The following is a 24,118-nucleotide window of genomic DNA, read 5'->3' as shown; positions in this document are numbered from 1 at the left end:
AGGGAGGAGAAACAAGATGAGAAAGGTTTTGGCCAGTTTCTTAACCTTGATGTTTATTGGGCTTGCCGCGGGATGCTCAAGTGAAGATGCGGGCGAAGCGGCGGGAGGCAAAACAGAAGTGGTGTTTTGGCATTCGATGAGCGGGGATTTGGAGCCGGTACTGAATGACATTGTCGCTGATTTTAACCAAACCCATCCAGAGATTGAGGTGAAGCCGGTGTTTCAAGGCACCTATGAAGAGGCGCTGACGAAATGGAATGCGGTAGCCGAGACAAAAGACGCGCCGACGATCATGCAGACGTTTGAAGTCGGGACAAAGCATATGATCGACAGCGGAAAGGTCGTCCCGGTGCAGACATGGATCGATAAAGACAAGTATGATGTTTCGCAATGGGAGAAAAATATTGTCAATTATTATACGGTGAACGGGCGGATTTACTCGATGCCATTTAACTCGTCAACCCCTGTATTGATTTACAATAAAGATGCGTTTCACGAAGCCGGGATCGATCCAGAAAAGCCGCCGCTCACCTACAGCGAGTTGAAAGAAGCGGCGAAAAAGCTGACAAAGAAAAAAGGAAAGGAAACGGAGCGGTACGGATTTTCCATTTTGAACTACGGCTGGTTTTTCGAAGAAATGGTGGCCGTGCAAGGCGGATTGTATGTGAACAACGACAACGGCCGAAACGGCGACGCGACAAAAGCGGTGTTTAACGGAACGGAAGGAAAGCGTGTATTTGAGTTGATCCGCGACATGTATCGAGACGGCACGTTTTACAACGCCGGCCAAAATTGGGACGACATGCGCGCCGCCTTCCAAGCGGGAAAAATCGCCATGTATTTAGATTCATCCGCTGGCGTGAAAACGGTGATCAACAACTCGCCGTTTGACGTTGGGGTCTCGTATTTGCCTGTTCCGGATGGCGTCGAGCGCCAAGGCGTCATTATCGGCGGCGCTTCGCTTTGGATGATGAAAGGAAGCAGTGAAGAGGAACAAAAAGCGGCATGGGAGTTCATGAAATACTTGACGACCGCTCCCGTCCAAGCCAAGTGGCATGTGCGCACGGGGTATTTTGCCATCAATCCAGCTGCGTATGATGAGCCGCTCGTCAAAGATGAATGGGCGAAATACCCGCAATTAAAAGTGACGGTGGACCAGCTGCATGAAACAAAATCAACCCCTGCCACCCATGGGGCGCTCATCAACGTCTTCCCTGAATCTCGGCAACATGTCGTGAAAGCGATGGAACGGTTGTATGAAGGAATCGACCCGCAAGAAGCGCTCGATCAGGCGGCCAAAGAAACGAACCGGGCGTTGCAGGGGGCGGAGCGTTGAGGTGTAAGGTTTTTCCCGAACTATGAGGAAGGAGGAAAAATAAACAGAAGGTGTCCCCAAAAGGATCGGGACGCCTTTTCTTATTGATGTATATACGCATAAAGCAAAATATTTAGCCCATAGAAGTAAATACAATTTTTTGAAACAACTTTTTTATATGTCATAAATAAAGCTGAAAAGCTTAACATACTTAATAAAAAATTAAATATTTAATATATTTAGTAAATTTATTATTTACAAACAAATATTTTTTATGGTACATTCTAAGTGTAGTGGTACAGTGGACCAACCACTGAACCTCCGAAGGTTTACAACATTTATTGAACAAAAAGTTATCTGCTCCTTTTATTACTACTTATTCAGGAATTGCCGACCATAAGAGAGATCTTCAGAAATATTAACTTCTAAGGAATGTGGAGAGGAAAAAATGGATATTAAGCCTATCAGGAAGAAAAGAGTGTACCAAGCGATTATTGAACAAATTCAACAAGCTATCCGTTTGGGGCAGTTGCAGCCAGGTGATAAACTACCTTCGGAACGTGATTTAGCGGAAAAGTTTCAGGTATCACGCACAACAATTAAGGAAGCCATTGCTGTTATGGAAGCTATTGGTGTTTTGGAGATACGCCCTGGAGTAGGAACCTTTGTAAGGGAGACAGGAAACCATTTGCTTGATTTAAATTATATTTTTGGGGATGACGACACTGAAATTCATGAACTTATGGAATTTCGCCAAGCGATTGAAGTGGAAGCAGCTTATTATGCAGCAATAAGAGGAACAGAAGATGGTAAAAGAAAGTTAACACAATTGTTTTCTGAGCTGGAGAAAGAGGTTATGTCAGGAAAATTGCCGGCTAGATCAGATTTTTCTTTTCATATGCAAATATCGTCAATGTCTCAAAATGCGCTGTTTTTTAGAATAATGGAATTCATCTCTGATAAGCTTTTTAAATCTGTTACGAAAAATGCGGTCAATACATTTGCCGGAGCAGGAGATCCTGTGAAGGTGCTTCAAGAGCATCGTGCTATCTATGAAGCCATATTGTCTGGTGATGGAGTAAAAGCACGTCAAGCTATGCGTTATCATCTTGAAAGTGTCATCGCTCGTTACAAAGGTATATAAGAGGTGGTGAGTGATGCCGTTACAACCGGATATTGTAGATCAAATTGTTCGGATTATTGGAGAAGAAAGAAGAGTTCTTATTAAAAAAACAGATCTTCTTGGTTATGGGTATGATGCGTCTTTTGGTTTTTTTGTGCCTGATCTTGTTTGTCAAGTGAAGTGTGTGGAGGAAGTTTCTGAAATTATTAAGCTCGCCAATCGAGAAAAAATACCCATTACACCAAGAGGGAATGCGTCTGGATTAAGTGGAGGGGCTTTGCCTATTGAGGGCGGGATAGTGATTGATGTATCTTTATGGAATGATGTATTGGAAATCCACAGGGATGATATGATTGCTGTTGTTTCTCCAGGTGTAATTACAGCTGACATTGATCGGGTTGCTCAAAAAGTTGGTCTTATGTATCCCCCAGATCCGAGCAGTTCTAATGTCTCGACGATTGCTGGAAATATTGCGGAAAATTCGGGCGGGCCGCGGGGGCTGAAATACGGAGTAACGAAAGATTATGTTTTAGGATTGCAAGTCGTCACACCAGAAGGCCATATTATACGCACAGGTGGACGAACGATCAAAAATGTCACAGGTTATGACTTAACGAAATTAATTGTTGGCTCAGAAGGAACACTTGGCATTATTACAGAGGCAATTTTGCGTCTTATTCCAAGACCGCAGGCGACGATTTCTCTTATGGCAGTTTTCGATGATATTGTGCAAGCGGGCTATGCGATTACCAATGTACTTACTTCGGGGATTCTTCCGTCGAAGATCGAGTTCATGGATCAAGCGTCTATCTGGGCGGTGGAAAGTTACCGGCCGATGGGATTGCCTATCAATGCCGAAGCGGTTCTTTTTATAGAACTTGACGGTCATCCCCTAGCTATTCGAGATGAGGCGGACTATGTTTATAAATTAATGCAAAAGACAGGAGCGTTGCGCGTCCAAAAAGCTGAAACGAGTGACCAAGAAGAAAAAATGTGGAAAGCGCGAAAACTTGTGTCTCCGGCTGTTGCGCGACATAAACCGACGAAAATTTCTGAAGATGCGACGGTTCCAAGAAGCCAAATTCCATCTTTTCTAAAACGGTTAAGGGAAATTAAAGACAAATTCGACATCGAGCTCGTTGTTTTTGGGCATGCCGGCGACGGAAACCTTCATCCAAACATTCTTTGTGATCAGCGCAATAAAGAGGAAATGAAGAAGGTAGAGAAAGCGGTGGCTGCGATTTTTGAAGCCGCCCTTGATCTCGGAGAAACGCTTTCCGGGGAACATGGAATCGGGCTGATGAAAAAGTCCTTTATGCCAATGGAATTTGATCAGTTTTCGCTTGAAATGATGAAACGCATTAAACAGGCGTGGGATCCAAATAACATTATGAATCCAGGAAAGATTTTCCCAAAACCAGGTGACAGGTTGGTGTTAAGATAATGGAAGCCCAAGAAAACGTGTATTTAAAGAAGGCGGCGGATTTAACATATGACTGTGTTCGATGTGGCTATTGTCTGCCCTCCTGTCCTACCTATTTGACAATGAAAACGGAAACACAAACCCCAAGGGGGCGCATCAATCTTGTTTGCATGGCGGCAGAGGGACATATCACAGTGAATGAATTAAGTGTTCCAATCGATCTTTGTCTTGGCTGTCGTGCATGTGAACATGTTTGTCCGAGCAACATCCAATATGGGAAAATGCTTGAGCTTGTAAAAGGCAGTATTCGCTATCACAAAAAGCAGACTTCGTCTCCATTGCGGCGTTTTTGTGAGGGTTTCGTCTTTAAACATGTGTTTCCAAGTAAAAGCATCATGAATAAGCTTGGTAGCTTTCTATGGGTATATCAGAAATCAGGTGTGAAAAAGGTTGTTCATATGAAGCCGCTTCGATATTTGCTCCCGAAAAAGTTGGAGTTATTTGATAAGGGGTTAACTGAAGCGAAACCTCCTTTTCGAAAAAACGATGGTCGCCGATACCCTTCGATTAGCGAGCGTCCGGCTTTGAAAGTTGCATTTTTCACCGGCTGTGTGATGGAAGCGGTTTTTTACCGAATTAATTTACTTAGCATTCGCCTGTTGCAAAAGGTTGGTTGCGAGGTTGTCGTAGTTAATGATCAAACATGTTGCGGTGCGTTGCAACTGCATGTTGGGGAAGAAGAACTAGCGAAAGAAATGGCAAAACGGAACATTGAAGTGTTTGAAAAAGAGGAGTTTGATTATATTGTAAATAGCGCGGGAGGTTGCGGCGCCATGCTGAAGGAATATGATGGATTGTTCGAAGGTGATCCCGAATGGTTGGAGCGCGCAAGACATTTTAAGCAAAAGGTAGCAGATATTAGCGTGATTTTAAATAAGCTTGGTTTAAAACTAGAGAGAGTCTTATCTTACAGGGTTACTTACCAGCCTTCTTGCCATATGACTAATGTTCAAAAAGTTACAAAAGAGCCGGAAGCATTGATTCAGTCGATTGAAGGCATTGAGTTTATACGATTAAATAAGCCTAACCTTTGCTGTGGTTCGGGTGGGATTTATAATTTAATTCATTTTGAAGAGTCTATGAACATCCTTAATGCAAAAATGTCTGATATTAAGGATACAAAGGCGAATGTTATTGTAACGACTAATCCAGGTTGTTTATTGCAAATGAAGGTGGGCATTGCCAAGGAAAATCTCCATGATCATATAAAGGCAGTTCATCTTGTTGAATTGCTCGCCGAGGCATGTGAAGTCACGGAAAATAGGTGGATTTAAAAAATCAATATTATACAAAACCGAGCATCTCTGTTTTTTAACATAAACACTTGTGAAAACGTTTTCTATTGAGGGGGCAAAAAGAATGTATGGTAATTAAGAAAATTGGATGGTAGAAGGGCTATGTGTTTTACAACTAGGTAAATAGAGGTTAGGAGGGAAATCGAATGAAAAAACGCTGGATTGCCATATTAGTTTCTATAATTGTTATGTCTTTAGTCGGTTGCAGTGTTCCAAATCCTAAAACAACTAGCGAAGCTAAACCGGCTAGCAATTCGGGAGATGGTGCGACTGAAATTACAGTCGCGGGGAATGGCGGCAAAATCGAGAGAGCTATTCGCGAAGTAATTGCTCCAAAATTTGAGAAAGAATACGGAATTAAAGTAAACTTTGTTCCTGGGTTATCTGGAGAAATATTGTCAAAGGTGGAATTGCAGAAAAATGCCCCCCAATACGATGTCGCGTTTTATGTACCCTTGGACGTACAAAGAGCTAATGACAAAGGGTTGACTGAAAAATTAGATCCATCGACAGTTCCTAACATGGATAAGGTTGATCTACGATTTGTTGTCGTAAATAATGTTGGGGTGCCTGTATTTGGGTTGGTAATTGCTCCTGCATACAATACGGAAACGTTTGAGAAACACAAGTGGGCACCCATTACATCCTGGAATGACCTTATTCGACCTGAATATAACGGAAAAACAGCATTCGCCGACATTGCCAATGACTGGGGTTTTGCTTTGCTTTATAACCTTGCCAATGCTAATGGTGGGAGTTTGGATAATTTGGAACCTGGTTTGCAAAAAGCCAAGGAATTAGCTAGCTATTCCAATACATTCTACAAAAACTCTACTCAAATGATGCCAGCTGTGCAACAAGGAGCAGCAGATGTCACTGTTATGGGTAGCTATGCGATAGCTGAGTTGATTGATATGGGAGTGCCTTTGAAAATGGTTATTCCGAAAGAGGGAGCGCCATTGCAAGCATTCAGCGCGACGGTTGTCAAGAATGCTCCACATAAAGAAGCGGCGATAAAATTCGTAAACTTTTTGATAAGTGAGGAGTCGCAAAAACAAATCGCAGAAAGCGGTTTCTACCCGGTGCTCAAAGAAATGAAGGTAGCGCCCAAGTACGAAAAATCTATTGGTCTAAAAGATAGTGATCATGTTTTCCGCCCTGATTTTAAAAAGATGGCAGAAATTCGGGAAGAATGGACAGATCGTTGGGCTAAAGAAGTTACACCAGAATTAGGGAAAAAGGTTAGCAAATAAATTAGGGAGTGAAAGCATATGCAAACAGTAGTAAATGACGTAGAAATAAGGGGAGTTTATAAACAGATTGGGAAAAACGTTATCCTAAACGGTATCGATTTACAAGTCAAGCAAGGTGAACTACTCACCTTGCTTGGCCCTTCTGGGTGCGGCAAAACATCAACACTTAATGTCATTGCTGGTTTTCTTGATATTGATAAAGGAGAAGTATTTATTAAAGGGAAAAAAGTGACACATATTCCTCCGTATAAACGTGGTTTAGGAATGGTATTCCAAACATATTCTCTATTTCCGCATATGACTGTTTATGAAAACCTTGATTTTGGTTTATCTTTGCGTAAAGTTCCAAAAGAAGAGAGGAAGAAGAGAATCGAGCAGGCGTTAGAGTTAGTGAAAATGGTGGGATTGGAGAATAGGTATCCGCGCCAATTATCCGGAGGGCAACGACAACGGGTGGCAATTGCTCGTGCTCTAGTAGTGCAACCAATGTTATTGTTGCTTGACGAGCCACTCAGCAATCTTGATGCTAAATTACGTTATGAATTAAGGGCTGAAATTAAGCGTTTGCAGAAAGAGGTGGGGGTTACAACTATTTTTGTTACACATGACCAAGAGGAGGCACTTTCCCTGTCTGATCGAATCGTGGTAATGAATAAAGGAATAATTGAACAAGTTGGAACACCAACGGAAATCTATGAGCATCCATGCACCGAGTTCGTTTTTCAATTTGTTGGGAAATCAAACCAATTAGAGGGTAAAGTAAAAACGGTCGACAGTCGAATGGTATGTATTGAGTTAGAGGAAGGCGTTCAGGTACTCGTTGAGTCAAAAAATATGATGGGCCCGGAACGTTCTTATTCAATTGGAGATGAGGTCAAGCTGTACATTCGACCAGAAAAATTAACCATTCAGGAACAAGAAAGCGAGCCAGAAATTTTTTATTACAACAAGTACAATGCTTCGATCGTTCAAATGAACTATCTTGGCTCCGCTTGGGAAATTGAGTTGCTATTGTTTGGAAAACGGGTGCAAGTGCTACAACCTTTCGTTAAATCGGATTGGAAAATAGGAGCTGAGGTGACTGTGGGATGGAACCCGTCAGATATGATGATCGTCAAAAAATAGTCAGATTGTCAACAGAAATTGTTACGGCAAGGAGAAAAAGAAATTGGAGAAAATATATATATTGCGGTTTGCTTTTGTTCCCCCTAGTGGCATTTATTTTCGGTTTTTTTGTGATACCAATGCTTTACATTTTATATTTAAGTTTTATTGAAACCAAAGGGGAAACGAATGCGTTTTATAGCATAGGAAACTACGTACATTTTTTTACTGATTCTTACTATTTACATTCGTTATGGCTGACAATCAAAATAAGCCTGTACACTGTAGTGGTATCCCTGTTGCTCGGTTATCCTGTAGCATTAACAATGGCTAAATGTTCCCCGCGTGTCCGCGGATTATTAACTTTGCTTGTAGCCTCACCGTTGCTTATTAGCATTGTTGTGCGTAATTTCGGATGGTATCTTCTCTTATTACCAAACGGGACAGTCCATCAATTATTAATTAGCCTTGGTATTACCACTTCACCGCCTAAATTGTTATTTTCGGAGATAGGTGTCGTTATAGGACTGTCTAATGCCTATTTACCATTTATGATTTTATCGGTTGCTACAAGTTTATATAATATTGATCCATCTCTTGAGAAAGCTGCAGCCATTCTCGGCGCCGGTCCTCTCCGTTCATTTTGGTCGGTTACCTTGCCATTGAGTCTACCAGGGATTGTATCAGGGGTCGTGTTGGTCTTTAGCATGTCGATGAGTGCCTATGTGACTCCAGCGCTGATGGGAGGGGCAAATGTACCTATGCTCCCGGTTGTGGCTTATGACCAAATTATTAACTTACTGCGTTGGACGTACGGATCTGCCATTTCGTATGTTCTCCTTGGCATTACATTAATCATGGTTACTATTTTTACTCGAATGATGGAAAAGGGGCGCTATCGGGAGGTGTTTCGCTAATGAGTATTTTGAGAAGATTGAGACTATTACTAGCCATAATTAGTATCATTTACATCTTAATCCCATTGGTTGTAACCATTCCGGCTTCACTTACCAGCGCCAATTATCCGAGTTTTCCGCCAAAGGGTTTCTCACTACAATGGTACACCAAGTTGCTAGAACGGCCAGAGTTTGTCGAAGCTTTTTGGAATAGTGTAAAATTCGCTTTTTTAGCATCATTGTTTTCAGTCTTGTTGGGAACATTAGGAGCTCTTGCTATTGCCAAATACGATATACCTGGGAAATCTTATCTTGTCTCGTTGTTAACCGCTCCGTTGACTGTTCCACAATTGGTACTGGGCATTGCCTTATTAATTTATTTCACGCCTATGTTGTTAGCGGGTACTCCGACGGGATTTTTGATCGCTCATATTATTATTTGTGTACCATATGTAGTTCGTTTTGTCCTAACAGGATTAAGTGGTTTTGATTACAATTTGGAACGGGCAGCGGCAATTCTTGGAGCTAGTCCGGTGGTTGTTTTTTGGAAAGTAACATTTCCTTTAATTCGGCCGGCGGTCTTATCCGGGGCGTTATTCTCTTTTTTGACTTCATTTGATAATGTTACGGTTTCATTATTTATGGTGTCTCCTGAGATGAGAACATTACCTTTGGAAATTTTTTCAACAATGCAAGATGCATATAGTCCGATTGTTGCTTCGGTTTCGAGTGTTGTAATTTTGATTTCAATTGTACTTATTTTGATTTTAGAGAAAATTCATGGTGTTGGAAAACTGTTGGGAAGTGCCCACTAACCGTTCACTTTATTGTGATTGCTTACATGACGAAGCATCGTGTTAAAGATGGGGAAGAATTTCCCCGTTCTTTCTTTTCTGTCGGTAGCAAAAAGCGGAAATTTTTTTAAATGATGTAGAGCACAGCGAACAGAGACTATTCCGAAAAGAAAGTATGAAATAAGGAGATCTTAACATGATTCATATAGCCATTATTGGAGGAGGAATTGTTGGCTTAGCTGCCGCTTATTCTATTAAGCAGGCTAGACCAGAGGCGGAAATTACAGTGATTGAAAAGGAAAATCATTGGGGAGCGCATCAAACAGGCCATAACAGCGGTGTTATTCATTCAGGGATTTATTATAAACCTGGAAGTTATAAAGCAAAATTTGCGAGATCAGGAGGGGAAGCGCTCATTCGTTTTTGTCAGAAATATGGGATTCCTTTTGAACGGTGTGGAAAAGTGATTGTAGCCACGAGTGAGCAAGAGCTTCCACTCTTGAAAAACTTATATGACCGTGGGTTGCAAAACGGTCTGAATCTCGAGTTGATTGGTCAGGATCGTTTGCGAGATTTCGAACCGTATGTTAGTGGGATCAGGGCTATTCATGTAAAAGAAACTGGCATCGTCGATTATAAGAAGGTTTGTGAAATAATAGCATCACTATTAAAGGATGTAGGCGCCGAACTATCATTAAATACAAAGGTGGAGCGAATCATAGAAGAGCGTTCAAAAGTCCGCGTAATTACTAACCGCGGCGCCCAATCATTTGATTTTGCAGTTAACTGTGCAGGGTTGCATAGCGACCGTATTGCTCGTGCTTCGGGAGTAGCAATGGACCTAAAAATTGTTCCTTTTCGCGGGGAGTACTATAAGTTGCGCCCTGAAAAACGCTACCTTGTGAAAAACTTAGTGTATCCTGTTCCGAATCCACAATTTCCTTTTCTTGGCGTTCATTTAACAAGAATGATCAATGGTGAGGTGGAAGTGGGACCAAATGCTGTACTTGGATTCAAGCGTGAAGGATACATGTTTTTTGCAAGCAAAAAATGCAGAGAAGTGCAAGAAAAAATACATAGGCTTGCCAGCTCAAGACTTAAGGTTCCAGACCGGGGGAAGAGGACGGCTGGATCGCGGAGAGAGCGTTCCGCAGTCGATAGCTCTCTCCCGTAAAGGCCAGGATGTGGGCATGGTGAACCAAGCGATCCACCAGCGCAGCTGTCAAGCGGTTGTCCCCAAACACCCGATTCCACTGTCCAAATTCCAGATTCGACGTCACGATGACGCTTTTTCGCTCATAACAGTCGGCGATAATATGAAACAACAGCTCCGATCCTTGCTTTTGAAACGGCACATAGCCGAGTTCATCCAATATCAACAGTTCGCACGCATCGATGCTTCGTTTCAGCCGCCCGAGCGTGCCATTTTTCAATGCCTCTTCCAGCTGGGCGACGAGATCCGCGACGCGGAAAAACCGAACCTCATGGCCTTGTTGGCACGCCTGGATGCCGAGCGCTGTGGCGAGATGGGTTTTTCCTGTCCCGGGCGAGCCTAAAAGCAGAACGTTTTGCTTTCGCTCCAAAAAGCGAAGGTCACACAATTCCTTCTTCGATGTCGTGGTCGGCCAGTGGATGTGATCCGACCATTCGTAATCCTTCAGCCATTTCAACTCCCGAAACTTGGCTTTCTTGATCAGCCGGGCCTGTTTCGCCTGCTGGCGGCACGACAGCTCCAGCGCCAATACATCCCGCAAAAACTGCTCTTTCGTTTCGAACATCACCTCCTCCAATCGATCCGCGATATAGGCCAAATGCAGCGCTTTACAAATCTCTTTCACCTCTGCTCTCATCCCTGGACACCCCCTTCCCGAACGGGGTGAAGACGTTGATCATACACCGTTAAATCCGTTTCATAGTCGATCAGGACGGAAGGGGTGTACGATTCTTCCCACTTGGCCGGGTAATGGGATTGCTCGGCTTCCATCAACACCCCGATTTCATGAGGAGCCAAGTCCCATCGCTGACTCTCCTCGAGCCACTGGGCGATTTCATAAAGCGTGCAACGATCCAACAGCGCTCGCAGCCCTTTCAAACGGGCCGCCACCTGGGGCGGGGTGCCAGCCAGATACGTTCGGATCGCTTCCGGCAAGTACGCCCGGTATCGGGAATGCCCGACAACCCGGGGGTTGGTCTCCCACTCAGCGAAAATCTCTTTCCAAGGGATCTCGCGTTTCACGTTCGTATACGGCCTTGGCATCTCAAGATGTATGCCTCCGTCAGGAGAGAGCACAAAGAAACGATCCCACTCTTTTTTCACCAATACCCGGTTGGGGACGGACAGGCCATGGACGACGAACGCCTTCCCATCCACCATCACTTCTCCGTACTTATTCACGTAAGCGTGATCGAGGGAGAAGATCGGAAGATCTTGTTCCGGCAACGCCAACAGCTCCGGCCGCTCTTCCTGCCATAGCTCCTCTATCAACCGCCCCTTTTCATAATGAGGGCGGTTTCGGTCCTCGACCATCTTGCGATGCAGCCACTCCACCAGCTCCGGATCCGACTCGATCAACGGAGCCGGGACGAAACAAAGGTTGCGAGTGTAATAGACTTTTCGCTCCGCATTTCCTTTCTCATGTCCGCTGTATGGATTGCACACTTGTACATCAAACCGATAGTAGAGTTGAAATTTCTCAAAAGCCTCGGTGAATTGGCGTTCTCCCCCTTTTCGAATCGACACGATGGCCGCGGACAAATTGTCAATGCGCAATGCCTTTGGCACTCCCCCAGCCTGACGAAACAGCTGCGTCAACCCATGGAGGAAGCATTCACTGTTTTCCGCCGGCAGCGGATAAGCAAACGCAGCGTTGCTATACGGGAAGCTTACGATCAAAACCGATCGTTCTTCTTCCTTCCCCTCCTTCGTCACCACCGTCATCTTCCCGAAATCCACCTGCGCCTCGCCTGGCGGGTGCTCAAGTCGTTCATAGCGCTGTTCTTTCTCGAGTTTGAGCTGCGGTCTTCGTTTTTGCACGTACGCGCAAACGGTGCGATACGAGCCTTGAAATCCATGGTCACGACAAAGCGCTTCAAACATCGTCTTGTTCGTTCGCCGTTGTTTTCTCGGCAGCTTGGCATCCTCCTCCAACCAGTCATCAATGATTTGCCCGTATCCTTCTTCCTCCATCATCCCCTTTTTGCGTTTGATGGTTGGTTGGACAGAAATGCCGCCATCCGCGTATTTCTTGACCGTTCTCCAGTTATATCCCGTTTCGCGGGAAATTTCCGCAATCGATAACCCTTTCTTTTCACGCAGTTTTCTGATACGATTCATTTCGGGCATTGCCAGCATCCTTTCGCTCCTCCACTGTTTGGTTTATGTGTTCACAACTTCCACAGTAGAGGAAATGTTAGGGGCTGGCAAGCCTTTTTTCTTTGCCTTAGGCTCTGCACGTTTCGTTGCAGAACTCTGTATTTTTATTTTGCACTAAACAGATACAGAAAAACGGATGTGGATGTCAAGGACCTGCTAGATACTTTCTCGTTTAGGGGGTTTTGGAAATTAGCCTTGACGTACTGGCGAGAAGGAATGGAAGAAATGGTCCGTTCATATAGCAAAATATCTTTTGTAAAAAATGTCCAGCGTTTGCTTCCAGATGTAGAGGCGGACGATTTGATCCCGGCGCCGGCAGGCGTACGCGCTCAAGCATTGCGCTCTGATGGAACACTCGTTGATGATTTTTACATTATTAATACGAAGAGAACCGTTCATGTTTTAAATGCCCCATCGCCTGGGGCAACAGCCTGTTTTCCTATTGGAGAAGAGATCGCACGGCGAACTCTTGAGATGGCGGGGGGTTGAGGGCAGTCTGCCCGGCGCAAGCATGGCTTGCGCCGGCACTGTGCGAAGGATTTTCATATCTTTGGATCGCTTCAACCCTGCAAGTGTGAGTTATTGCAAAGAAAAAGCACATTTTCCCTACTGCAGCCCTATGGTGGGGTAGCGGAGTTTTTCTCGAAAAACGATGGACGACAAAACGGGAGAAACAGACAATGCATTCGGAAACGGTCAGGATGGGGGATCTTATTACTTTGCCTTCTTCAGCAAATAAATCTCCTCTTCCGCTCGCGCGATGCGGCTGAGTTGATAATCAAGCCGCTGATGAATGAGGGAGATGTCTTCTTTTGTCGCCATTTGCTCGCGAAGGCGGGAGAGCTCGTCTTTTGTTGCCATCTGCTCGCGAATGCCAGCCATTTCTCCGCGGAGGTTGGCGATTTCGTGGCGCATGCCGTCTTGGATGCTTCGCTGCTCGAGTTGATTGTCGCGGATCGCTTTGATCATTTCTGTGTTTTCTTTCATTTGCTCTTTTAACCAGCGCAATTCTTCTTCCTGTTTGTCCATTCGTTGTTCGAGCTTGTCCACTTTTTGCTTTACCGTTTGGAGTTCCTGTTTCATGGAATCCATTTCTCTCTTCATGGAGTCCATGTCTTTTTTCATGGAATCCATATCTTTTTTCATGGAATCCATATCTTTTTTCATGGAATCCATATCCTTTTTCATGGCGTCCATGTTTTGCTTGACCATCTGCATATCTTGTTTCACGACGGTCATGTCATTGACTAAACCTTGTACAAGTTCAGTCAATTGGCGTAAAAGTGATGTTAGTCTAGATTATAGACACGACGAATAAAGAAAATGTATAGTAAATCTATCAAACATGAGGAGTGTCTATAATGACAAGACGTTTTGATAAAGAATTCAAAGTACACGCAGTTAAATTAGTGCTAGAGGAAGGGAAAGCAGTCGCTGAAACAGCTAGACAACTGGATATTTCACCAAAAACCCTTCATAAATGGGTAGCGGATTATAAAAATGATGCGGAACATAGCTTTGTCGGAAGCGGGAAACTAAAACCAGAAGATCGCGAAAAGCGTGAACTGCAAAAACGCATTCGTGACTTAGAGGAGGAAAACGCCATCTTAAAAAAGGCCATGAGCATCTTCGCCAAAAACCAGAAGTAATTTATGAATTCATTCATACGCATCGAAAGGAGTTTCGTGTGGCGAAGATGTGTGAAGTCCTAGGCGTTTCAAGAAGTGGGTACTATGCATGGATCAAACGACCAGAAAGCCAACAAAAGCAAAGACGCGAAACGTTGAAAAAACAAATCAAAAAGATTCATATCGAGTCAAGAGAAACGTATGGCAGTCCAAAAATCACAAAAATCCTTCAGAAACAAGGAGTGAAGGTCTCTCAGAAAACCGTCGCAAGAATCATGAAAGACGATGACATTCGTTCCAAAACGAAGAAAAAATATAAGGCCACCACGAATTCGAAGCATCATTTGCCTGTGTATCCCAACTTATTACATCAGCAGTTTGAAGTGGATAAGCCGAACAAAGTATGGGTGGCGGATATCACCTATATTTGGACGAAAGAAGGCTGGCTGTATTTAGCTTCGGTCATGGATTTGTTTTCTCGTAAAATCGTTGGCTGGTATCTTTCCGAGCGAATGACAAAAGAGTTAGTGATCAAAGCATTAAACCGAGCCATCAACCAGAGAAAGCCTCAACCAGGTCTGATTCACCATTCGGATCAAGGGAGCCAATATGCATCGAACGAGTATCAATCCATTTTACGACAGCATGGAATGCAAACCAGCATGAGTCGAAAAGGAAACTGTTATGATAACGCATGTGCGGAATCGTTTCACAGCATCATCAAAAAGGAACTGATTTTCCACGAGACCTTTACAACAAGGGAAGAGGCCAAACATCGGATTTTTGAATATATTGAGTGTTTTTATAACTCTCAGCGAATTCATTCCGCTAACGAGTACATGTCTCCGATGGCATATGAGAAGCTGCATCAACACGGCAAAAAACAATCCTTCTCTGAATGAAGTCGCGATATGGCAGTTTCTTAATCCCCTTGATAAGGGGAAGGGTTTACCAACCGTTCTCCTTATCAAGAGGCCACCAAACGAAGTGCGGTAGTAGGAGTTAAAATGTTTCTCCATTTTATGTGTCTATTTTCTTGACATAATACCAAAGCTGTTCTTGCATGAGGAGCCCTCCTTAACTTGAATATCGCGCTAATGAGGGGCATTTCCGCCAATGGAGGGAGGGAAGTCTGAGGTGTGGAATGAGGAAGGAAATGCCTGCAGAATCATTATACCATAGATTGGCCAGGCCATCATTCCTAAAAGGGCAGCGATTTATTGAAAAAGGCGGCTCATCCCAACTCTTTTTCAATTAGAGAAACCTTGTCAGATCTGCTCTCCTTTCTGGTCAAACGCCGCTGATTTGAGCAAAAAACTAGTTTTTCACCAGTTTTCTAAATTTTTTTCTAAATTTTTTTGATAAAGAAAGGAATAGATAGAGCACATATTGAATAATAGTTATGGAAGTTTTCAAAGTTCGAAGGAAACAGATTGATAGGAGCAGAAAAAATGAACTCATGGATCAAGAGGAGAAATGCGGCATTTGTGTGTATGGCGTCAATCTTTTTATTTTCATGCGGAAATACGGTGGACCACGGCGCACAAGAAGTGTTGGCTGCGCGAAACGAAACGGCTGGGCGAGCGGCCGAGCATCCGCCGTTGCTGAAGCCAGCCGACAAAGCGGCTGTGGCGCAGGCGGCAATGAAGTCAACGGCGCCAAGTGAAGTGCGCATTACGTTAAGCGCAGCGGGAGATGTGACGCTCGGGCGCGATGAAAACTACGGCTATGCGTATTCGTTCGACGATGAGGCGAAAAAGCACGGCTTGCGCTATTTTACGAAATATATTGGGCCGATCTTTCAAAAAGATGATTTTACCACGGTCAATTTGGAGACAACGTTGACCACCTCCACGCGCAAAGCGAGCAAGAAATTCCGTTTTCGCGGCCATCCGAGCTATGCGAAGATTTTAACCTATGGCGGCATTGATGCTGTGAATCTGGCCAATAATCATACATACGATTATTTGCAACGAGGATACAATGACACGATTGCCAATCTGAAAAAAGAAAACATCGGCTATTTTGGTCGCACGTTTCGGCTACTGAAAACGGTGAAAGGAATCCAAATCGGAGCGCTTGGCTATGAAGGCTGGAGCAATACAAGCGCACTGCGCAAGCAGATCGCCAACGACATTCGCACGCTTCGGAAGCAAGGGGCCGATATCGTGCTCATTCATTTTCATTGGGGAGTCGAACGAAGCTATACGCCAAACAGCACGCAAAAGGCGCTCGGCCGCTTTGCCATTGACAGCGGCGCTGACTTGGTCGTCGGCCATCATCCGCATGTCATTCAAGGCATTGAGGAGTATAAAGGGAAGTTTATCGTCTACAGCCTAGGGAATTTCATGTTCGGAGGGAACAAAAATCCGAGCGACAAAGATACGTTTGTCTTCCAGCAGACCTTTTCTTTCCAAAACGGCAAACGGACGGCCAAAAAAGAAATTCGCGTCATCCCGTTTCGCATTTCGTCGGTGAGGACAAGAAACAACTATCAGCCGGTGCCGCTCACGGGAAAGGAAGCAAACCGGGTGAAAGGGAAAATCATCTCGCTGTCGGCGAAAATCAAAAAGCCGACATGGACGGCATATGAGGCCCATTGATCCATGCCTAAAAGTTGGTGAAAAACGATGATTTCTTTATCGGATGATTGGAGAGGAACGAGGGCGCGGGAGCTGTTTTTTAATGTCCATCAACTGCTCTCCGTTTCGGCCATCCGCTATTTTGAGACGTTGTTTGAGCCTGCACCAGATCGTGAGGTGACATTCAACTGCGATAAGGCGATCAATCCGTTTATGGAAATGATTTAACGCCATTCCGAAAGAAGTCTTCCACTTCTAAACGAAGGGGAGGTGGGGGATGACAACCGTCGGGCAGACGGGGGCGCTCGGTCCATTTTAGTCATAAGACAGGATCATCCGAGAAGCTCCTACCTCTAAGCAAAGCATAGATGGCGGGGGATGTCACTGTTTATGCGTCTAAAATGGATTGGGGGATATCGGCGCCTGGCATGTCCACTTGAGGCGCTGTGAAAAAAAGCAGGGGGAGGGGAAAAGGATGGCGCAGATTGAAATGGAAACGGTAGGAGACGGAATTTACCGCGTACCGATTCCAGTCCCGTTTCCAATGAAGTATGTCTATTGTTACGTATGCCGGGAGACGGATGGGTGGAGCATCGTTGACGTTGGCTTTCGCGATCCTGAGGCGATTCGTGCATGGGAGGCGGCATTTCGGCAGTTGGGAATCAAGCCGCGGCACGTTCGCGCTATTTACATTACTCACTTCCATCCAGACCATTTTGGCTTGGCCGGGTGGATGCAGCAGCAGACGGAAGCGCCCGTCTGGATCAGCGAACCGGATTATGCGATGGCGGAACGGGTGTGGGGGGAAGAGAGCGTCCAGGCGAGCGAAGTAGGTGCCATGTTTCGCCGCCATGGCGTGCCGGATGAGCTTGTATCCGAAATTGAGGAGAGCATGTGGAAGCTATCGCTGCGCGTCAGCCCGTTTCCGGTGTTAACTGTTTTGGATCGTTCAGACATTGTGCTGGGGCAACGGCGGTGGATAGTCATCCCAGTTCCAGGGCATAGCGATGGATTGATCAGTTTTTATCAGCCAGAATCGCGTCAGCTGCTTGCCTCGGACCACGTGCTTGACCGCATCACACCGAACATTAGTGTATGGCCGGGCGCCCACCCCAATCCGCTCGAGCAATATTTTGCTTCGCTTCGCAAAGTGGAGGAGCTTGGGGTGGATGTGGCTCTGCCTGCCCATGGCGGGGTCATTCGCCAATTTCGCGAGCGGATCGGCGACATTTTCCGCCATCACGAACAACGGTTGCAAAAAATGAAAGCGCTAGCAGAATCGGGGTCCACCGCCTATGAAGTCGCCCATCGCGTGTTCGGCCATAAGCCGTTGACGGCGCACCAATGGCGATTTGCAGTGGCTGAGACGCTGGCGCATTTGGAATATTTGGTGTCTGTTGGCGAATTGCAAAAAGAGGAGCATCGATATGGGACGATTTATCGGAACAGACGGGATTCCTAAATTGTGAAGCCATTGTTTTTCCGAAAACTAGTGGGGGGATCATAGTGTATAATGAGGAGGTGTAGGCATAGAGAAGGAATGCCCAGCCCTTCATGATCAGATAGGAATGAAACCGATGTGGCAAACGATCAATCACACGCTGGAAAAGGTGCTGCCGGTGCTTACGCCGGCGAGCGTGGCGATCGGCGGGCTGTCGGATGAATGGCGCGGTTATGCGGTGCTTGTTCCGTGGCTGTTTGCATGTATGACGTTCAGCGGCAGTTTGCGCCTGCGTTTGGCTGATTTGAAAGAGGCCAGGCGCTCGTTCATCCCAGTCCGATCGCCGTAGCACTGTGTCTGCTTCACCTCGTCATTCCGCTTTGGGCTTGGGCATCTATTTTTTGGCGGCGACCGGTTGACGGTGATCGGATTTGTGCTGGCCGCAGCCATTCCGACTGGGGTGACAAGCTTTATTTGGGTGTCGCTTAGACGGGGAAACTTGGCGTTGGCGCTTTCTGTCATTTTGATTGATACGTTTTTGTCGCCGGTCGTTGTGCCGTTGACATTGCTTTTGTTCGCTGGGAGCGCGGTTGAGATCGATGTTTGGCAGATGATGCTCGGGTTGTTTTTTATGATCATTTTGCCGTCGCTAGGCGGCATGTTCGTGAGCGAACGGCTGTCCAATCAGGTGAATGAACGGCTTGCCATGGTATTGTCGCCGCTTTCTAAATTGGCGCTTGTGCTTGTCGTGATGATCAACAGCGCAGTCGTCGCACCGCATTTCGATCATGCAAGCGGCCGATTGCTGTTCATGGCGCTTCTCGTCTTGGCGATTGCGAGCTCCGGATATTTTCTTTCTTGGATGACCGCCCGTTGGCTCAAGTTTGCTCCGGCGGACATCATCGCGTTGACGTTTACGAAATGCCGCCCGAAAGGAAGCAGGGACAGAGCTAACGGCTCGGTGCTCGCGCCTAGTCAAGGAAGCGGGTGAGATGGCGGCGAAGAGGAAGGTTGAGCTCGATGATCCCTTCGACGATCAGACGGGCGATTTCTTTTGCCCCGCGTTCGTGGAAGTGCGTGTTGTCTTTGATTCCATGCGGGTAATTCGGATGCTCGCCGGGCGCAAGCCATAGAAACAACTGTTTCGTCTGTTCCGGGCCGAGCTGTTCAAACCGTTGTCTGCTTTTTGTCGTCAAATCGATGACGGGAACGTGCTCTCTCTCCCCAAGCGCCTTCATGGCTGCAGGATAAAGTCCATGCGAGTTGAGCGCTTGTCCATCGGCAGAAAAGCGCCGCCGCTCGACCGGGGTGATGAGGACAGGGGTTGCTCCTTTCACGCGGGCGCCGTCAATATACTGCTTTAAGTATGCTTGATAGGAGGTGAACGGTTCAGTGCAACGCGCCGGGTCGTTCACCTTTTCATCGTTATGGCCGAATTGGATGAACAAGTAATCCCCTTGCTTCATTTCGTGCAAAATGCGGGAGAGCCGCCCTTCCTCGACAAAACTTTTCGCGCTCCGTCCGGAAGCGGCCATATTTTTCACGACCACCTTATCGTCAAACCAAGCGCCAAGCATTTCGCCCCATCCGGTCCGAGGGGTGCGGGAGCGGGGAACGGCAGCCACTGTAGAGTCTCCGGCCAAATAAATGGTAATGACGGTTTCTTTGCCTGCTTTGGATGCTTTTCCATCTGTGGCTGTTCTGGTTAGAAGAACAGCGGCGACGGTGATGATGATCCCCCATACGAAAGCGGCTTTTGTTCTTTTCAATCAACCCCCTCCCATCCGACAGCAGAGCCCGTCCCTTCTCGGCCGGCCTTTGTTTTCTGTCGTTATTGTGGCCCGGGGTTTGCGCGTTTATGCGCCGCGGCGCTAATCGATCCGCTTTTTCCGCCGTCATCGCCTGGATGCGGCTGATCAACTGCTGCTCTTTATCGGTCAAGTCGCGATCCGATATAGCCGCATTTCCTTTCTCCAGCGGGAACCCCCAACAATTGCAGGGGTTGAAGGGCCTTGATCTTATGTATAAAATATTCTGGTAATTCAGAATGAAAAGATTTCGGCCTATTGAAGGAAAGGAGAGGGAGAACATGATGAAATGCTGTTGGCGTGTTGCCCTTGTGTTGCTCGGATTATGGTTTGTGTTCTGCCTATCTGTTCCGGGAGGGCGGACTGAAGCGGCAGCCTCACGCGCCAATGATGCGCCGATTGTGCTTCTCCATGGTTTTACCGGCTGGGGACGAGAAGAAATGTTTGGGTTCAAGTACTGGGGCGGGGTGCGCGGCGATATCGAACAACTGCTTAACGCCCATGGGTATCGAACGTACACGTTGGCGGTCGGCCCGCTCTCAAGCAACTGGGACCGGGCATGCGAAGCGTACGCCCAGCTTGTCGGCGGAACGGTCGATTATGGTGCGGCCCATGCGGCGAAGCACGGCCATGCGCGGTTTGGCCGCACGTATCCGGGCTTGCTGCCGGAATTGAAAAGAGGCGGCCGCGTCCATATCATCGCTCATAGCCAAGGAGGACAGACGGCCCGCATGCTTGTGTCTCTCCTAGAGAGCGGAAGTAAAGAAGAGCGGGAGTACGCCAAGGCGCATAACGTGTCGTTGTCACCGTTGTTTGAAGGCGGACATCATTTTGTGTTGAGTGTGACGACCATTGCCACTCCTCATGACGGGACGACGCTTGTCAACATGGTTGATTTCACCGATCGCTTCTTTGACCTGCAAAAAGCGGTGTTGAAAGCAGCGGCTGTCGCCAGCAATGTGCCATACACGAGTCAAGTATACGATTTTAAGCTCGACCAATGGGGACTGCGCCGTCAGCCGGGTGAATCGTTTGACCAATATTTTGAGCGGCTCAAACAGTCCCCCGTTTGGACGTCCGCAGATACCGCCCGCTATGATTTATCCGTTCCCGGTGCGGAGGCGCTGAACCAATGGGTGCAAGCAAGTCCGAACACGTATTATTTGAGCTTTGCCACAGAACGGACGTATCGCGGAGCACTCACAGGCAACCATTATCCTGAACTGGGGATGAATGTATTCAGCGCCGCCGTATGCGCCCCGTTTCTCGGCTCGTACCGCAATACGGCGCTTGGCATTGACGACCGCTGGCTTGAGAACGATGGCATCGTCAACACGTTTTCGATGAACGGTCCAAAGCGTGGATCTACCGATCGGATCGTGCCGTATGACGGGACGTTGAAAAAAGGAGTTTGGAATGACATGGGAACGTACAATGTCGATCATTTGGAAGTGATCGGCGTTGACCCGAATCCGTTTTTTGATATTCGCGCCTTTTACTTGCGCCTTGCCGAGCAATTGGCGAGTTTGCGGCCTTAATGACGGGATGATCAGTCGAACGGACAAAAAGCCATCTCGGTCGGATGGCTTTTTTCTTTGAAAACGAATTCATGGACGGTTATGTTCAACCTGGGTTGGAAGTAAAATTTACTCATGGATGTTTTGGTGGAGTCAGCACCTGAGTTGTATGACGGCTACGGATGTTCGATGGTATAATAGAGGCACAGCTTCATGGATGGGGGAATGGGCTTGAAATCGACTGAGCGACAAAAGGAACGGTATACGTATCAAGATTATGTCAAGTGGAATGGACGGTGGGAGCTGATCAACGGCACGCTCTATAACATGGCACCGGCCTCTTCGTTTGTCCACCAGTCTATCGTCGGCGAATTGTATGTTGCTTTGCGATCATGTTTTCGCGAAAAAGGATGTGTGGTTGTCATGGCACCGTTTGATGTACTCCTTGATGAGCAGGCGGACTATGAACAGGCGGAGCATGTGGTGCAGCCAGACATCTCTGTCATTTGCGATCAAAGCAAAATTGGCAGCCGAGGATGCGATGGTCCGCCGGATTTCGTCGTGGAAGTGCTTTCGCCGAGTACAGCGCTGAAAGACCGGAACGAAAAATATAAGCTGTACGAACAGTTTGGCGTGAAGGAATATTGGATCGTCGACCCGCTGCACCGGACCGTGGAAGTGTACGGCCGCGGTGAGAAAGGGTACGAGAAGCGGGACGTCTTTGGCGAAGGCGATGTACTCGTCTCGTTTTTGTTCGCTGATTTGACGATTCCGCTCGCTGACATATTTCCAAATATAGAAAGAGAGGGATGACGGTGCGATTAACGGAAGAGGAAGTGCAAGCGCTGCTCGAAGAAGCGGACGGCTGGAAGCTGGCCGATGAGCGGTGGATTGTGAAAAAATACCGCTTTCAAGATTACTTGCAGGGAATTGAGTTCGTCCGGCGAGTTGCCGCGATTTCAGAAAACGCCAACCACCATCCGTTCATTTCGATCGACTACAAGCTCATCACCGTAAAGCTGTCCTCATGGCGGGCGAAAGGGCTGACGAAGCTCGATTTTGAACTGGCGAAGCAGTATGATGATGTGTATAAGCAAATGAAGCAGGGGGAAGGGGAATGAACGAAAAGCGAGCGGCGCTCATTACCGGTGCGGCGCGAGGAATCGGCTATGAAGCAGCGAAAATGCTGGCGGAACATGGCGCGAACGTTGTGCTCGCGGACTTGCGCTACGAAGAGGTCGAGCAGGCTGCGGAGTCGTTGCGGCAGCAAGGTTGCGAGGCCATCGGGGTGAAGTGCGACGTCACGGTCGAAGAAGAAGTGCAGCGGGCCATCAATGAGGCCGTCCACCGTTGGGGGCGCCTTGATATTGTCGTGAACAACGCCGGTCTGCAATATGTGGCGAATATTGAGGACTTCCCGACAGAAACATTTGAGCAGCTCATTCGCGTCATGCTCATCGGCCCGTTTTTGGCCATTAAGCATGCATTTCCCATTATGAAACAGCAGCGATACGGCCGCATCATCAACATGGCGTCGATCAACGGGCTCGTTGGGTTCGCCGGAAAGGCGGCGTACAACAGTGCGAAGCATGGAGTGATTGGTCTAACGAAAGTGGCGGCGCTGGAAGGGGCTCCGTACGGCATTACGGTCAACGCCCTCTGCCCGGGCTATGTCGATACCGAACTTGTCCGTGGCCAGCTCGCTGATTTGGCGGCGACCCGCAACGTGCCGCTTGAGAAGGTGCTCGAGGAAGTGATTTACCCGCTTGTGCCGCAGCAGCGGCTGTTGTCGGTGGAAGAAGTCGCCCATTATGTCTTTTTTTTGGCGGGCGAACAAGCCAAAGGCATCACCGGCCAGGCGGTGGTGATCGACGGCGGGTATACGGCGCAATAAGGAAAACGCCCTCGGCGCATGCCGCGGGCGTTTCAATTTGAGTCGTTCAGCTGAGGGCGAATTCAAAGCTTGCAAGGATTTTGACTTCTTTCCCGACGAGGAATCCGCCGGTTTCGAGCGCGACGTTCCATACCAACCCGTAGTCTTCACGGTTGATGGTTCCTTCGACGTCAAAACCGACCGAGATGCCGCCGGTGAGCGGGTTTTTCACTTGGCCGTTGTATTCGACTTGGAACGTTTCCGTTCTCGTCACGCCGCGGATCGTCAGTTTCCCGGTCACTTCATATTCCGTGTCGGAAAGTTTGCGCACCGATTCGCTGACAAAGGTGATCGTTGGATGGTTTTCGACGTCGAAAAAGTCAGCCGAGCGGAGATGGTTGTCGCGGTCGGCGTTTTTCGTATCGATCGAGGCGGCGTCGATCGTCGCTTTGACTTTCAGCGACTCGAGTTCGTTGATATCGCCTTGCACCTCGACGTCAAAGTTGGTGAATTCTCCTTTCGCTTTGGAAATCATCATATGTCTCACTTGGAAGGCGACAGAGCTGTGCGCTTTGTCGAGTTGAAATGTCGTCATCGTTCTCCTCCTCTTGTCATGCGATTAATATTTACATC

The 24,118-nt window shown here is 47.0% G+C and carries 22 protein-coding genes and 2 pseudogenes; 19 read left to right on the top strand and 5 right to left on the bottom strand.

What is annotated here, in order from left to right:
- Positions 1-16 precede the first annotated feature (16 nt).
- From BJQ97_RS09705 to lhgO, 9 genes are all read left to right on the top strand, one after another.
- Entirely contained in the window at positions 17-1,336 is a 1,320-nt protein-coding gene (locus BJQ97_RS09705; RefSeq protein WP_160156408.1) for an ABC transporter substrate-binding protein, read from the top strand.
- A gap of 457 nt (positions 1,337-1,793) precedes the next feature.
- Positions 1,794-2,459, top strand: a complete 666-nt coding sequence (locus tag BJQ97_RS09700; RefSeq protein ID WP_236567204.1) for a FadR/GntR family transcriptional regulator — start codon at positions 1,794-1,796, stop codon at positions 2,457-2,459.
- Positions 2,460-2,472: 13 nt separating this feature from the next.
- Complete coding sequence (locus BJQ97_RS09695) at positions 2,473-3,882, top strand: FAD-binding oxidoreductase (protein WP_160156407.1); 1,410 nt, start codon at positions 2,473-2,475, stop codon at positions 3,880-3,882.
- Positions 3,882-5,195: a (Fe-S)-binding protein gene (locus BJQ97_RS09690; protein WP_160156406.1), complete on the top strand. Its 1,314-nt coding sequence runs from the start codon at positions 3,882-3,884 to the stop codon at positions 5,193-5,195. The genes BJQ97_RS09695 and BJQ97_RS09690 overlap by 1 nt, the downstream gene beginning before the upstream one ends.
- Before the next feature lie 167 nt (positions 5,196-5,362).
- A complete protein-coding gene (locus BJQ97_RS09685) occupies positions 5,363-6,469 on the top strand; it encodes an ABC transporter substrate-binding protein (RefSeq protein ID WP_160156405.1) in 1,107 nt (368 codons plus the stop codon).
- A gap of 18 nt (positions 6,470-6,487) precedes the next feature.
- Positions 6,488-7,594: an ABC transporter ATP-binding protein gene (locus BJQ97_RS09680; protein ID WP_160156404.1), complete on the top strand. Its 1,107-nt coding sequence runs from the start codon at positions 6,488-6,490 to the stop codon at positions 7,592-7,594.
- On the top strand, positions 7,558-8,490 hold the full coding sequence (locus BJQ97_RS09675) for an ABC transporter permease (RefSeq protein ID WP_025948812.1): 933 nt from the start codon (positions 7,558-7,560) through the stop codon (positions 8,488-8,490). Before BJQ97_RS09680 ends, BJQ97_RS09675 begins: the two co-directional genes overlap by 37 nt.
- Positions 8,490-9,284: an ABC transporter permease gene (locus tag BJQ97_RS09670; RefSeq protein ID WP_160156403.1), complete on the top strand. Its 795-nt coding sequence runs from the start codon at positions 8,490-8,492 to the stop codon at positions 9,282-9,284. The genes BJQ97_RS09675 and BJQ97_RS09670 overlap by 1 nt, the downstream gene beginning before the upstream one ends.
- Positions 9,285-9,459: 175 nt before the next feature.
- Positions 9,460-10,437, top strand: coding sequence for an L-2-hydroxyglutarate oxidase (gene lhgO, locus BJQ97_RS09665; RefSeq protein WP_236567202.1), 978 nt, complete (start codon positions 9,460-9,462; stop codon positions 10,435-10,437).
- Here lhgO and istB read toward each other — a convergent pair.
- Positions 10,361-11,113: an IS21-like element helper ATPase IstB gene (gene istB, locus BJQ97_RS09660; RefSeq protein WP_160156363.1), complete on the bottom strand. Its 753-nt coding sequence runs from the start codon at positions 11,111-11,113 to the stop codon at positions 10,361-10,363. The two genes, lhgO and istB, sit on opposite strands and share 77 nt — an antisense overlap.
- Positions 11,110-12,615, bottom strand: a complete 1,506-nt coding sequence (istA, locus tag BJQ97_RS09655) for an IS21 family transposase (protein WP_160156364.1) — start codon at positions 12,613-12,615, stop codon at positions 11,110-11,112. Before istA ends, istB begins: the two co-directional genes overlap by 4 nt.
- 237 nt (positions 12,616-12,852) lie before the next feature.
- Here istA and BJQ97_RS09650 point away from each other — a divergent pair, with 237 nt between their 5' ends.
- Positions 12,853-13,125, top strand: coding sequence for an FAD dependent oxidoreductase family protein (locus BJQ97_RS09650; RefSeq protein ID WP_328718170.1), 273 nt, complete (start codon positions 12,853-12,855; stop codon positions 13,123-13,125).
- A 225-nt stretch (positions 13,126-13,350) separates the two neighbouring features.
- Here the strand turns inward: BJQ97_RS09650 and BJQ97_RS09645 are convergent, their stop codons facing one another.
- Positions 13,351-13,749, bottom strand: coding sequence for a hypothetical protein (locus tag BJQ97_RS09645; protein ID WP_407066454.1), 399 nt, complete (start codon positions 13,747-13,749; stop codon positions 13,351-13,353).
- Positions 13,750-13,997: 248 nt separating this feature from the next.
- Here BJQ97_RS09645 and BJQ97_RS09640 point away from each other — a divergent pair.
- The 5 genes and pseudogenes from BJQ97_RS09640 to BJQ97_RS09620 all read left to right on the top strand — a co-directional run.
- A protein-coding gene (locus tag BJQ97_RS09640; protein WP_268892776.1) for an IS3 family transposase occupies positions 13,998-15,166 on the top strand; the annotation gives its coding sequence in 2 pieces (ribosomal slippage) (positions 13,998-14,253 and positions 14,253-15,166; 1,170 coding nt in all).
- Between the two features lie 549 nt (positions 15,167-15,715).
- A complete protein-coding gene (locus BJQ97_RS09635) occupies positions 15,716-16,867 on the top strand; it encodes a CapA family protein (protein WP_160156402.1) in 1,152 nt (383 codons plus the stop codon).
- Between the two features lie 36 nt (positions 16,868-16,903).
- Positions 16,904-17,074 (top strand): annotated as a pseudogene (locus tag BJQ97_RS09630) (phenylacetic acid degradation operon negative regulatory protein PaaX); the annotation flags it as partial.
- 247 nt (positions 17,075-17,321) lie between these two features.
- The gene (locus BJQ97_RS09625; RefSeq protein ID WP_160156401.1) at positions 17,322-18,308 is read left to right on the top strand and encodes an MBL fold metallo-hydrolase; all 987 of its coding nucleotides are present in this window, start codon (positions 17,322-17,324) and stop codon (positions 18,306-18,308) included.
- 115 nt (positions 18,309-18,423) lie between these two features.
- Positions 18,424-19,257, top strand: a pseudogene (locus tag BJQ97_RS09620) (bile acid:sodium symporter family protein); the annotation flags it as partial.
- Position 19,258: 1 nt separating this feature from the next.
- On the opposite strand, the gene BJQ97_RS09615 reads toward BJQ97_RS09620, so the two are convergent.
- Positions 19,259-20,056, bottom strand: a complete 798-nt coding sequence (locus tag BJQ97_RS09615) for a rhamnogalacturonan acetylesterase (protein WP_160156400.1) — start codon at positions 20,054-20,056, stop codon at positions 19,259-19,261.
- A gap of 323 nt (positions 20,057-20,379) precedes the next feature.
- On the opposite strand from BJQ97_RS09615, the gene BJQ97_RS09610 reads away from it, so the two are divergent.
- The 4 genes from BJQ97_RS09610 to BJQ97_RS09595 all read left to right on the top strand — a co-directional run bounded on the left by BJQ97_RS09610 (position 20,380) and on the right by BJQ97_RS09595 (position 23,506).
- Positions 20,380-21,633, top strand: a complete 1,254-nt coding sequence (locus BJQ97_RS09610) for an esterase/lipase family protein (protein ID WP_160157590.1) — start codon at positions 20,380-20,382, stop codon at positions 21,631-21,633.
- A 204-nt stretch (positions 21,634-21,837) separates the two neighbouring features.
- Positions 21,838-22,425 (top strand): Uma2 family endonuclease, encoded by a 588-nt coding sequence (locus BJQ97_RS09605; protein ID WP_160157589.1) that lies wholly within the window; start codon positions 21,838-21,840, stop codon positions 22,423-22,425.
- A 2-nt stretch (positions 22,426-22,427) separates the two neighbouring features.
- Positions 22,428-22,733 carry a 4a-hydroxytetrahydrobiopterin dehydratase gene (locus tag BJQ97_RS09600; protein ID WP_160156399.1) on the top strand — a complete coding sequence of 102 codons (306 nt, stop codon included), beginning with the start codon at positions 22,428-22,430 and terminating at the stop codon, positions 22,731-22,733.
- On the top strand, positions 22,730-23,506 hold the full coding sequence (locus BJQ97_RS09595; protein WP_160156398.1) for a 3-hydroxybutyrate dehydrogenase: 777 nt from the start codon (positions 22,730-22,732) through the stop codon (positions 23,504-23,506). Before BJQ97_RS09600 ends, BJQ97_RS09595 begins: the two co-directional genes overlap by 4 nt.
- Positions 23,507-23,552: 46 nt before the next feature.
- Here BJQ97_RS09595 and BJQ97_RS09590 read toward each other — a convergent pair whose 3' ends face one another.
- Entirely contained in the window at positions 23,553-24,080 is a 528-nt protein-coding gene (locus BJQ97_RS09590) for a YceI family protein (protein ID WP_160156397.1), read from the bottom strand.
- Positions 24,081-24,118: the final 38 nt, after the last annotated feature.

Origin of the sequence: Geobacillus sp. TFV-3 (assembly GCF_009901865.1) — a bacterium.
GTDB lineage: Bacteria > Bacillota > Bacilli > Bacillales > Anoxybacillaceae > Geobacillus > Geobacillus thermoleovorans_A.
This window is presented reverse-complemented; position numbering and strand designations above follow the sequence as displayed.